Source organism: Micromonospora sp. NPDC007208 (assembly GCF_042869175.1).
GTDB lineage: Bacteria > Actinomycetota > Actinomycetes > Mycobacteriales > Micromonosporaceae > Micromonospora > Micromonospora foliorum.
Window position 1 is genome coordinate 52,093 of record NZ_JBIAFG010000009.1, and the last position, 11,267, is coordinate 63,359.

At 69.3% G+C, this 11,267-nt stretch carries 9 protein-coding genes and 1 pseudogene; 4 read left to right on the forward strand and 6 right to left on the reverse strand.

The window, feature by feature from the left end:
• Positions 1 to 48: 48 nt before the first annotated feature.
• Positions 49 to 1,122: an MFS transporter gene (locus ACFYL6_RS19220; protein ID WP_387172786.1), complete on the reverse strand. Its 1,074-nt coding sequence runs from the start codon at positions 1,120 to 1,122 to the stop codon at positions 49 to 51.
• A 135-nt stretch (positions 1,123 to 1,257) separates the two neighbouring features.
• Here ACFYL6_RS19220 and ACFYL6_RS19225 point away from each other — a divergent pair.
• Positions 1,258 to 1,538: pseudogene (locus ACFYL6_RS19225) on the forward strand (transposase family protein); the annotation flags it as partial.
• Positions 1,539 to 1,610: 72 nt separating this feature from the next.
• Positions 1,611 to 3,656, forward strand: coding sequence for a sialidase family protein (locus ACFYL6_RS19230; protein ID WP_387172788.1), 2,046 nt, complete (start codon positions 1,611 to 1,613; stop codon positions 3,654 to 3,656).
• 125 nt (positions 3,657 to 3,781) lie between these two features.
• Here the strand turns inward: ACFYL6_RS19230 and ACFYL6_RS19235 are convergent, their stop codons facing one another.
• From ACFYL6_RS19235 to ACFYL6_RS19245, 3 genes are all read right to left on the reverse strand, one after another.
• The gene (locus tag ACFYL6_RS19235; protein WP_387172790.1) at positions 3,782 to 5,020 is read right to left on the reverse strand and encodes an RNA polymerase sigma factor; all 1,239 of its coding nucleotides are present in this window, start codon (positions 5,018 to 5,020) and stop codon (positions 3,782 to 3,784) included.
• Positions 5,021 to 5,087: 67 nt separating this feature from the next.
• Positions 5,088 to 5,459 carry a YciI family protein gene (locus ACFYL6_RS19240; RefSeq protein ID WP_387172792.1) on the reverse strand — a complete coding sequence of 124 codons (372 nt, stop codon included), beginning with the start codon at positions 5,457 to 5,459 and terminating at the stop codon, positions 5,088 to 5,090.
• 33 nt (positions 5,460 to 5,492) lie between these two features.
• Positions 5,493 to 6,143: a DUF998 domain-containing protein gene (locus tag ACFYL6_RS19245; RefSeq protein WP_387172794.1), complete on the reverse strand. Its 651-nt coding sequence runs from the start codon at positions 6,141 to 6,143 to the stop codon at positions 5,493 to 5,495.
• A 150-nt stretch (positions 6,144 to 6,293) separates the two neighbouring features.
• Here ACFYL6_RS19245 and ACFYL6_RS19250 point away from each other — a divergent pair, with 150 nt between their 5' ends.
• The gene (locus ACFYL6_RS19250; RefSeq protein ID WP_387172795.1) at positions 6,294 to 6,719 is read left to right on the forward strand and encodes a hypothetical protein; all 426 of its coding nucleotides are present in this window, start codon (positions 6,294 to 6,296) and stop codon (positions 6,717 to 6,719) included.
• A gap of 235 nt (positions 6,720 to 6,954) precedes the next feature.
• Here ACFYL6_RS19250 and ACFYL6_RS19255 read toward each other — a convergent pair whose 3' ends face one another.
• The gene (locus ACFYL6_RS19255; protein ID WP_387172797.1) at positions 6,955 to 7,854 is read right to left on the reverse strand and encodes a LysR substrate-binding domain-containing protein; all 900 of its coding nucleotides are present in this window, start codon (positions 7,852 to 7,854) and stop codon (positions 6,955 to 6,957) included.
• Positions 7,855 to 8,122: 268 nt separating this feature from the next.
• Here ACFYL6_RS19255 and ACFYL6_RS19260 point away from each other — a divergent pair, with 268 nt between their 5' ends.
• A complete protein-coding gene (locus ACFYL6_RS19260; RefSeq protein ID WP_387172799.1) occupies positions 8,123 to 9,439 on the forward strand; it encodes an MFS transporter in 1,317 nt (438 codons plus the stop codon).
• A gap of 202 nt (positions 9,440 to 9,641) precedes the next feature.
• Here ACFYL6_RS19260 and ACFYL6_RS19265 read toward each other — a convergent pair whose 3' ends face one another.
• On the reverse strand, positions 9,642 to 11,138 hold the full coding sequence (locus ACFYL6_RS19265) for a sulfatase (protein WP_387172801.1): 1,497 nt from the start codon (positions 11,136 to 11,138) through the stop codon (positions 9,642 to 9,644).
• Positions 11,139 to 11,267: the final 129 nt, after the last annotated feature.

Consider the following 11,267-nt stretch of genomic DNA (forward strand, 5'->3'; position numbering starts at 1 on the left):
CGTCGACCAGGGCCAGCACCAGGCCAATGGAGTGGCTCTAAGGCCCCGCTAACCGCGCAGGCGGGTCGCGATCCGGTCGGCCTCATCGGCTTCCAGAGGGTAGGGGCTGCCGTGCAAGATCGGGCCGGTGATAACGGCGGGGCCAGTGACCGGCGGAGAGCCATGCTCGGCGGCGAGCAGGCTCGCTGCGGGGTTGGGCTGCCCTGGTTGGGCCCGGCCAGGGCTGACCTCGGCGTGCCACAAGGTCAGGTCGGTACCGAGCCTGGTGGATCGGATGTTCTCCGAGTCGAGCAGTCGGGCCACCTCCTGCACGAGACCCATCCCGAAGACGGATGTCGTCACCTGCTGGACGCCGCCGACGGTCACCAGCAGCAGTTCGGCCGTCTTGCCACCTTCATGTGCTACCCGGGGATCAGTTGGCCCGCCTGTCGACGCGGTCACGGTCTGACTGGACGTGGCCTGAGGCTGAGCCGGCCGGGACGCGCGCTGTATCAGTACGACGATCCCGCTCACCACGGTGGCCAGCAACGCCACCGCTCCAAAGGGCACGGCCAGCATGAAAGGCCAGCGCCAACCGACCGCCCGCCCCACCAGCACCCCCGCCACGGGCCCGAGACCCAGCGCCAGCACCACGATGCCGGCGACGAGGGGCGTTACCCACACGCGTCGTGCCCCCATCTGCGCCACCAGCATGGCCGTGACGCCCCACGCCAAACCGGCCCCGAACCCCGTCACCGCACGGCCCAGTAGCAGCAGAGCGTCCCCCGAGGCCAGCGCGGTCAGCAGTGACCCGGGAACCAGCAGCGCGATCGCGGACAGCGCGACGGCAGTCGGCCACCGCCGACCGACGAGAGCGCCGACCGCAACCGCCAGTACCGCCGGCAGCAGGTAAGCGACGAAGATCCAGAGGACTGCCGAGGCCGGCAGGTTCATGTCCCGCTGGATCGCAACCCATTGCGGCCCGACGGTGACGGCGAGCAAGAAGGCACCTAGCGACGCAGAGAGTGTCGGCCCGATCAGCAGCCAGACTGGGCGGAAAACGTGCGGCCGATCGCGGATCAGGACGGAGCGTGGACCGTATGGGGGAACCTGGTTGGCGGTGCTGGGGAAGGGCGCGGTCACGCCGGCGAATATACCGGCCTCGAGGCTCTGTGGAGTAAGGGTGCGGGCCATGAGGGCGCCGAATTGTTGGTCCTACTGAGGGACGTCCCGTAACCCGGTCTCTGTCCCCTGAGGACGATCACCAAAGATGCCGTCGTGCAGGTGATCTCCTCAGCCCGGCCGGAGTGGACTTCCCGTTCACCGGTCTGCAGCCAGCCCAGTTCCGCCGGCTGGTCCGGCTGGTCGCCGAACGCGGCGGAGACGCCATCGCTGACGGCCGGCCGGGTCGGCAGTGGGCCCTCGACCTGCCCGACCGGGTGCTGCTGGTGGCAGCGTACTGGCGCACCAACCTGACTATGCGCCAGATCGGCCCGCTGTTCGGCGTCTCGCACTCCGCCGCGCACCAGGTCATCGACACCCTCGGACCGCTCCTGGCCCGCTCTAGCGCGGCTGCCGATTACGCTCCTGTTGGCCCTGTCTTTCGCAGATGACCATGACCGCCCCTTTGGGTGATCGGTGACGTCGGCCCGTGGTCTATGGTCCGCGCTGGCCGCATCCAGAGCCGTAACAGCCTCTGGCGTTGTCACACCCTCTTGTTCCACGTCCGGGGGATCATCCACCCGGACATCGCCTCTTACCCGCCGGTACACAGTGCGGCCCACCATGCGGTCCGATCCTTCAAATCCGCGATGAGTGCGCCTATGGGTGATCAGCGGTTGCTCCGAGGTGGGGCGGAGGTTGGCGGGCGGGTTGGTCGGGTTTACGGCAGTGGCCGGGAGCGCTGCACGCGATGCTCAGCGCCAATCAATTCGTGGAGGTATCTGATGCGTGTCGCTCCCGACCGTCGGCGATCCGTGGCGGCCGTACTCGTGGCTGTCCTTGCCTGTCTGAGCGCCCTGTTCGTCGCAACGCCGGCGGAGGCCGAACCCTTTTGTGACAGGCCGAACCCGCCACCGATCTGCTTCGAGGATCCGGAGCCAACTCCTGATCGGGCCCCGACCGGAGCCTTCGACGCCCTGGAGGGTGGTTTCGGTGAGGTTCGGGTGTCCGGATGGGCGACCGACCAGGACGCGGTCGCCGCCACGACTAGCGTGCGGGTACGCCGAGACGGTGTACAGGTCCTGTCGATCACCGCGAATCTGTGGCGCTCCGATGTCGGGGCACACGGGTTTGACCAGCCGCTGCCGGCTGCCGCCCCCGGGCCACACACGATCTGCCTGGCCGCTGTCAACGTCTACGGCGGCTTCCCTCACCGCTCATCGGAGGTCGGACTGGGCTGCCGCAGCTACACCGCCGGACGCCACCTGGTCGGCAGCGACCAGTACACCGGTCCGGATACGCAGCACGCCACGGCGGTGGAATCCGACTCGTACGCCTGGGGCAAGACCGTCGTCGCCGCGTACCAGGTCGGTCGATCGGCCACCACGATGGGCGCCACCAACATCGGCTTCACCGTCTCCTACGACGCCGGCCTCACCTGGACCAGCGGCAACTTGCCCGGCATCACCCGCGCCGAGAGCGGTCCACACCAGCGCGCGAGCGACCCGGTCGTCGGGTACAGCGCCAAACACGGCGCCTGGCTGATCGCGACCCTGCCCATCAACGCGGCGGGCGACGGGGCACTCATCAGCCGTTCCACCGACGGCCGCACCTGGGGCGCTCCGGTCTGGGCGATCGGCAACGACGGGCAACCGTGGGACAAGGAATGGGTGGTGTGCGACAACTGGACCAGCAGCCCGCACTACGGCACCTGCTACCTCACCATCACCAACCTGAGCCTTAACGGGCGGATCGAACTGGCCCGTTCCATCGATGGGGGGCAGACCTGGGTGACTGTTCCCAACCCATCCGGCCCCAGCGTCAGCCCGTCGGGCAACGGCACCGCCCCGGTCGTCCGTCCGGACGGCCGCCTGGTGATCCCCTACGGTGTCAACGGTTCCTACAGCGTCTTCACCATCGACGGCGCCGGCACCACCTGGAGCACCCCAAGAACCCTGCACCACGGTCTCTCGCGCAACGTAGACATGCTGCGCGACGTCGCGGTCATCTCCGCCGACGTCGACGCCACCGGCCGCGTCTACGCCACCTGGCACGGATGCATCGCCAGCACTTCACCCTGCCAGTACAACGACGTACTCTTCAGCAGCTCCACCGACGGGCTGACCTGGGGCACGCCGACCGTGGTGCCGATCAACTGCCCGGACCAGAGACTGTGTTCCACCAGCGACAGGTTCGCCCCCTCGATCGCCGTCGATCCGCGTCAGCCCGGACGCATCGCAATGATCTACAACGACTACTTCGGCGGCTCCGTCACCGTCCAATACAAGAGCTCCACGGACGGCGGCCACAACTGGCGGGAGTACCGCGACGCCTTGGCCGGACCGATGCCCATCACACACATGGCCAACAGCACCCAGGGACGGATGTTGGGCGAGTACCTCGGCCTGTCCATCGCCAACTCGAGCGCGGTCGCGGTCTTCCCCGTCGCCCTGACACCACCCAGCGGGGGTGGCTACAACCAGGCGATGTACACCCACACCTCGCTCGGGTTCTGACCACCCCGCCGGGGCAGTTCAGGTGTGAATGGCTCCCAGACCGGGGCTCTGCCGGTTGCCCGCGGATGACCTAGGGGATGGGGCCCCAGGACGGAAAATGATGAAAAGCCGGGGCCGATGGCCGGTCAGCCGAGGCGGTGGGCCCGGCCGAGGAGGTATCGCCGTTCGACCTGGTTCTCCGTCAGGGCGGCTGCTTCGCGGTACCGTGCCGCCGCGCTGCTCGGGTCACCGGTCATCTCGAGCAGGTGGGCGCGCACGGCGCGTTCCCGTTGTCGGGTCAGGGGCTCCTGATCGAGCTGGTAGTGCCGGTTGAGGTCGTCGAGCAGCGCGAGTCCTCGGGCCGGCCCGTAGGCGTGGGCGACCGCGACCACCCGGCTCAGCCGTACCGGCGCGGTCGGGTTGAGCCTTTCGAGCCACAGGTACAGTGCCGCGATCTGTGGCCAGTCCGTCTGTTCCGGCGACGTGGCTGCGGCGTGCACGGCGGCGATCGCCGCCTGCAACTGGTAGGTGCCGATCTCGCGTCGGCGCCAGACGCTGTCGATCAGCTCCGTGCCCTCGCGGATCAGGGCGGCATTCCACTGTGTCCGGTCCTGCTCGTCGAGCCGCACCAGTTCGTCGCCGTCGGTACGGGCAGCGCGCCGCGACTCGGTGAGCAGCATCAGCGCGAGCAGGCCGGCCACCTCGGGGTCGTCCGGCAGGGAGTCGCGGAGCATGCGGGTCAACCGGATCGCTTCGCGGGTCAGGTCGATGCGGGCGAGCTCGTCGCCGGTGGAGGCCGTGTAGCCCTCGTTGAAGATCAGGTACAGCACCTGCATCACGGCGTTCATCCGACTGTCCCGATCGGCGTCGGTGGGCGGGGTGAAGCGGGCGCCGGCGCGCGCCAGTTGCTGCTTGGCGCGGCTGATCCGCGCACCCATGGTGCTCTCGGTCGTCCCGTGGGCGTGTGCGATCTCCGCGGTCGTCAGGCCGCCGACCGCGCGCAGAGTGAGCGCCACCTGGGAGCTGGGGCTCAGCGCAGGATGGCAGCACAGCAGCAGGAGCGTGAGGCTGTCGTCGGTCTCCAGCGGAGGGTGCGCCTGGCGGGCCGGATCCTGCATCGCCAGCTCGGTCATGCCCACGTGCTGCTCGCGCCGGCGTCGGGCCTGGTCGGTGCGGAGCAGATCGACCATTCGCCGGTAGCCGATCCGGATCAGCCAGCTACGCGGGTTCTCCGGCACGCCGTTGGTCGGCCACGTCCGGCTCGCGACGAGCAGTGCTTCCTGTACCGCGTCCTCGGCGATGTCGAAGTGGCCGAAGCGCCGCACCAACGCGCCGAGCACCTGCGGCGCCTCCGTGTGCAGCAGGTGCTCGACGTCCGGCGTCACGCCGGGTCTGCCGTTCTTGTGCCCTCCCGGTTCGCCGCTTCCGGCCGGCAGCGTTCAGCACGACCGGTCATGCCGCGAAGTCCGCGCCCATGATCGGCCTGATCTCCATCGGCTCGCCCAGCACCTCGACGATCCGCGAGACGATCTCGACGGCGCGCTCCTGGCTGGCCACGTCGATCACCGCGAAGCTGGCCAGAACCTCCTTGAGTTCGATGAATGGCCCGTCGGTCGCCACCACGCCGGTCGGGCTCTTGCGGACCGTGGTGCTGACCGCCGGGTGACCGAGTCCCTCGCTGCTGACGAACTCGCCTGTCTCGATCAGCTCCTGTTCGAACTGCTGGTACGCGGCGAACGCGGCCAGCGCCTCCTCGGACGGGGTGTCGGCGGTCGCGGCGTCCCAGGCGGCGGCCGGCGTGTAGCTGAGCAGCAGATACTTCATGACCATCCTCGTGCTCGTGGGGCTCCGGTCACGCTACGCCGACCAGCTCGAACGGCGCAGGGAGAGGGCGACGACCGTCGTCCAGGTGAAGGCGACCAATCCGTTCACGGCGATCTGGATGCTCATGTGGCTCGGCGACATGGGCAGCAGCAGGATGAGCGCGGCGACGCCGTTCAGCACCGCCGGCAGGGCGGCCCGACGGCGGACGTGGCGGACGGTCAGCACGATGGCGGCGATGGCCAGTGCGGTGAAGGCGATGGCGGCCGCGGCCGAATGGGCGATGCTGTGCCAGGACATCTGGTCGACCGGCCCGTCGGGGGTCCCGACCGGGAAGCCGTGCTCCGGATCCATGGTGAAAACGCCGGCCGCGACGAGACCGGCACCGAAGATCCCGACGAAGATCGGCAGCACACGCCGGCCGGTTCCCTCGGTGAGCGTGCGCCGGATACCGGCGGCGAGCGCCAGGCCACCGAGACCGGCGAGCACGAACGTGGTGATCTGGATCCAGCCGAGGTTACCGGTGGCGAGCTGGCTGATCGGGTGCCGCGTGATGTCGTAGCCCTCGCGAGTGAGCATCTGCGTCACGGCCGAGGCGAAGAAGACCGGCCCGGCAAGGGCGCCGGCGAGGAGTAGCCGGTCGGACGAGCGGCGGACGGCGGGAACGGTGGCGGCGACGGTGGCCATGACTTCCTCCTTGGTGAGTTCCTGCCGCTACCTCGTGGCCGATCCGGGGATTCCGACACGACCGCGATGTGACCTGGGTCATGCCCAATGAGTGTCAAAGGGCGGGCGCCGCCTTCGAGGTACCGGCAAGCATTCACCAAGGAGGACACGATGTCTGAGAACACTCAGCCGAGCGTCGAAGTGCAGGCCCTGGACCGTCTGGTCGGCACCTGGTCGGTGACCGGCGGCGCCGAGGGAACCGTGCGGTACGAGTGGATGGCCGGCCGGTTCTTCCTACTCCAGCACGTGGAACTCAGCCAGTTCGGGCAGCCGGTCACCGGCCTGGAGGTCATCGGACACCTACACCCGTTCGGCGAGCCGGTCGGCGCGGACGTGGTGTCGCGGTTCTACGACGCGGCCGGCAACACCTTCGACTACGTCTACGAACTCGTCGGCGACAAGCTGACCATCTGGGCCGGCGCGAAGGGTAGCCCCGCCTACTACGAGGGCACGTTCAGCGCCGCCGACACCATGGTCACCGGCGAATGGACCTACCCCGGCGGAGGCGGATACGCCTCCACCATGACCCGGATCTGACATCGGAAGGCCACGCCGACCCTGAACGGCCGGAGGCAGTGTCCCTCACGCATCCAGGAGGTCATTGCTCTCCGGCCGATTCGTCCTACCACTCCGGTTCTTACCCGTCGAGGATCCAGGGCCGAGGCCCCGTTCTCGTGCCAACCGGTACTGCATACCCGCCAGTTCTTACGCAGCCACGTCACCACGACCTGTGCGGGAATCCGTCCACGCTGGTCCAGCCGTAAAACGCCGGTCAGCCACCCCCGGCGGCGTGGACGAAGGTGCGGATCAGCGTGGTCTCTGCGGCGCTGCGCCAGACCGGGGCGTACCGCAGGACCGGGCCGTCGGTGATGGGCACGAATGCGAGGTCACGACGCTGCCGGGAGGCGGCCGCGTACGACCCGACGGGGGACACGACGCTGCCGGTGCCGATCACGGTGAGGGCCTCCTCGAGCGTGGCCGCGGTGGTGCCACGCCGGATGGGCCGTCCGGACGGTGTCATGGCCGGGGTGTGCGCCTGCCACACGTAGTCCGGCACGGGCCCCTCCAGGTCTACCACCGGGTGATCGCCGAGGTCCTCCATCTCGACCCGGTCCCGGCCGGCCAGCGGATGAGCGGAGGCGACGGCCAGCACCAGCCGCTCGGTGTACAGCTCCGGCCCGACGGTGAGGTCGGGCTCGCGGACGGGCAGCCAGAGCAGGCCGATGTCGACCCGGCCCGCGCGCAACCCGCCGAACGGGTCGGAGGGGAGGATCTCGCGCATGCGCAACTCGCATCGCGGATGCCGCTGCCGGAACAGGTCGAGGACGGCCGCAATCTGCCGGTGGTGGGTGTCGAAGGTACCGATGGTCAGGGTGCCGACCTGCCCGCGAGCGGCGGCGGTGGCCTCGTCGATGCCCGCCATGATCTCGCGGTAGCCCGCGTCGAGCCGGTCGCGCAGCCGCTCGCCGAGCGGGGTGAGTCGCACGCTGCGGCTGGTCCGCTCGAACAGGGCGCCGCCGATCCGGCGCTCCTGCTGTTTGATCGACTGGCTGACCCGCGCCTGGGACACGTGGAGGCGTTCGGCCGTACGCCCGAAGTGGAGCTCCTCGGCCAGTGTCAGGAAGATCTCGATGTCGCGCAGCTCCACCAGGCCGTCTCCCTTTCCTGTCACCGCCCGTCCGGATACTGCCCCTGCACCGCGTGATCGGGGAAGTTTACGACTTCGGCGCCGAACGATAACCGGTGGCTTAAGCGGCGGTTCGATCTTTCGCGTTGTTCCGCCCGGGTGGCGAAGGTGATCGTGGGCCCATGAGCGAAACCTTGATCGACATTGGGACAGGGACGCCACCGATGAGCAAATCCGCGTCGCTGGTCCTCGGGCGGTACCAGCCGGCTCGGCGCCAGCAGGTCGAGGGGGATGCCACGTGAGCCGGATCCGGATGAATGAGATGGTGAAGCTGCCGACCGGGTTCGGGCGGCTCTGGACCGCGCAGACGATCTCCTCGCTCGGTGACGGAGTAACGCACGCCGCCCTGCCGCTGCTCGCGTTGACGTTGACACGGGATCCGATGGCGCTCGCCGTCGTCACTGCCGCCGGGACACTGCCGTGGCTGCTCTTCGGGGTGCTCGGCGGTGCGCTGGTGGACCGTTGGGACCGCCGGCGCACGATGTGGGTCGTGGATGCGGCGCGTGCGGTGCTGCTCGTGATACCGGCGGCAGCGGCCGCGCTCGACGTGCTGAGCATCCCACTTCTCGCGGCCGTCGCGTTCCTGCTCGGCCTCGGTGGACTGTTCTTCGACACGGCCGCCACTGCCTATCTGCCGGATCTGCTCGGCCGGCACCCCGCGCTCCTGGAGCGCGCCAACGCCCGTCTGCGTGGCGCCCAGACCGCCGCGTCCGGCTTTGTGGGGCCGCCTGCGGGCAGTGCCCTGCTCGCGCTCGGGCGGGCGGTTCCGCTGCTCGCCGACGCGGTGTCGTTCGCGCTGTCCGCCGTGCTCGTACGGTCGTTGCCTGCCGTGCCCCGGCCCGTACCGCAGGTCCGTGAGTCGCTGCTTCGACAGGCGCGGGCCGGGGCCTCGTACGTCTTCCGGGACCGGTTGCTGCTCGGGCTCGCGCTGCGTCCGGCGGTCGGGAACGTCGCCTTCCTCGCTGTGGAGACCGTTCTCGCCCTCTTCGCGCACGACCGGCTCGGCATCGACACCTACGGCTTCGGCCTGCTCCTCACGGCGGAGGCCGCCGGCGGCCTGCTCGGCGCGGGCATCGCCTCCTTCCTCGGCCGACGACTCGGCACCGGCACCGCGCTCACCTCCACGGCCGCCGTCGAGGGGCTTGCCATCCTGGGCCTGGCGGCTGCCCCGAACCCGTACCTGGCCGGGCTGGCGCTCGCCGTCTGCGGGGCGGGCATGGGCGCCACGATGGTGCTCGGCCCCTCCCTCCGGCAGGCGATCGTCCCCGCCCACCTGATGGGCCGGGTCGCCTCCACCTCCCGCATGCTCGCCATGTGTGCCGCCCCCCTCGGCGCCGTCCTCGGCGGCTGGTTGGCCGCCACCTACGACGTACGCACCCCGCTCTACGCCGCCGCCGGCATCCTCCTTGCCATGACCGCCGTCACGGCCACCATGACCAGCAACCGCAGAGTCGAATCGGCACTACGCGACGCCGCCACGACTCCCGGCCCAGGACACCCGGAACCCGACGGCCCGATTCACGACAGCGCACCCGAATCGCCGCAACCCATTGGGGTTTCGGCAGGATGAGCGTTCGGCGGACGGCCTTGCTCGTCGTCCTGAGCGTCGAGAGGCACCAGGATCTCGCGATCGACTGCTCATCTCATGAGTTGGCGCTCCGCCCGTCGTGCCCGCGTGGCGCCACCTGCGTCCAGCCGGGCGGGGACCGCGATCGGCCCTGGCCCGCAACAGCGCGAGGCCGCAGGTCAGGGCCGTTGCGGTCGATGCACCGTCAGGCCGGCACGTGACCTGCCGTCCAGCACGCCGAGTGGCTGTGGCAGCCGACGTACGCCGTAAGCGCATCGTGCAGTGCCGCCAGTCGCGTTGCCGGAAGTCCGGCGGCGATGTTGTTGAGCTGGTGGGGGTCGACGGTGCGGTCGTAGTACTCCCGTTCGCCGTTCGAGTACTCGACGTAGGTGTAGGTCGCTGTCCGTAGGGCCTCGTAGGTGACTGGGGTGCCGTTGCGCCGGTCCTGGGCGTCGGGGTCGTCGGCCGCCTGGTTGGGGCCGTGGTGCTCGATCAGCGCCCCGGTACGCCAGTTCGGCGCCGGGTCGCCCTGGGCCAGGGGAAGCAGGTTGCGTCCGTCGACGTGCGTGCCGACGTCGGCGGCGCCGATGCGCTGGAAGGTTGGTGCCAGGTCGATGTTCTGCACGATCTCGGCACGCTGCGATCCGGGGACGACGCCCGGCCCGGCGACGACGAGCGGAACCCGCACGTCGGTGTCGAAGGCGGTCTGCTTGCCACCGGTCAGCCGGTACTCGCCCATGTGGAAGCCGTTGTCGGAGCTGAACACCACGTAGGTGTTGTCGGCGATGCCGCTGGTGGTGAGTTGGGCGCGCAGGTTGCCGATCAGGCGGTCGACGGCCTGTACGGACTGGGCGCGCTTGCGGAAGTTCGTGTCCAGGGTGCTCTTCTCCTGCGCGGTCAGCGGCCCGTTGCCGGCCAGCCAGGACGGCGGGTTGGTGGGCAGCCGGTCGTACGCCGCGGTGCGCGGGGCAGTGAGTCCGGGGAAGTCGTCGAGGTCCTGGTTGGCGGGGGTGAACGGACTGTGCGGGGCGAAGGTCGAGACCTCCAGCAGGAACGGTGTGTTGGCCGCGGCCGAGCGTTGGATGAAGTCCTTGCCCTTGCGGGACAGCACGTTGGTCAGGTAGTCGGCCGGTTGGTTGCCGTAGTGGACGACTGTGTGGTTCTCGTTGAGGTCGTAGTTGTACTCGGAGTACCCGTTGCCCGCCACGTACCACTCCGACCAGCCGGGTGGGACGTACGGCAGCGACCCTCCCTGCGTGTCCGCCGGCAGGTAGCCGTTGAGGTACTTGCCGAGGAAGCCGGTCCGGTAGCCCTTGCCCTGGAGCGCGGTCGCGAAGGTTCGGTTCTCGTTGCCCCGACCCTTGAAGACCGCGAACCCGCCGTCGGCTCCACCGTTGGTGAACACGCCGGTGTCGTGGGGGAACTGGCCGGTGAGGATCGACGAGCGGGACGGGCAGCACAGCGAGTCGGTCACCGTGTAGTTGGTGAAGGTCGCCCCCTCGCTCTGTAGTCGCTGCACCTGCGGCAGGTATTGCACGAGGTTCCACGCGAGGTCATCGACGAGTACGAAGATGATGTTGGGTGCGGTGGCGGCGGGCGCCGGGGGAGCGGGCTCGGCGCCGCGTGCCGGTGTCCACGCGGCGAGCAGAGTCAGCCCGGCCACGAGAGTGGCGGCGAGGAGGCGTCGATAGGTGATAGCCATGCTGCCAAGCCTGGCCAAAATTTGTCAGCATCTATTCAACAAGTGGTGATGATCCGATCAACACTTGATCGGCCTTACGGCCCGGCCCGTCGGATTCCCGGTTCCGGCGGCCACCACGTCCGACCATTC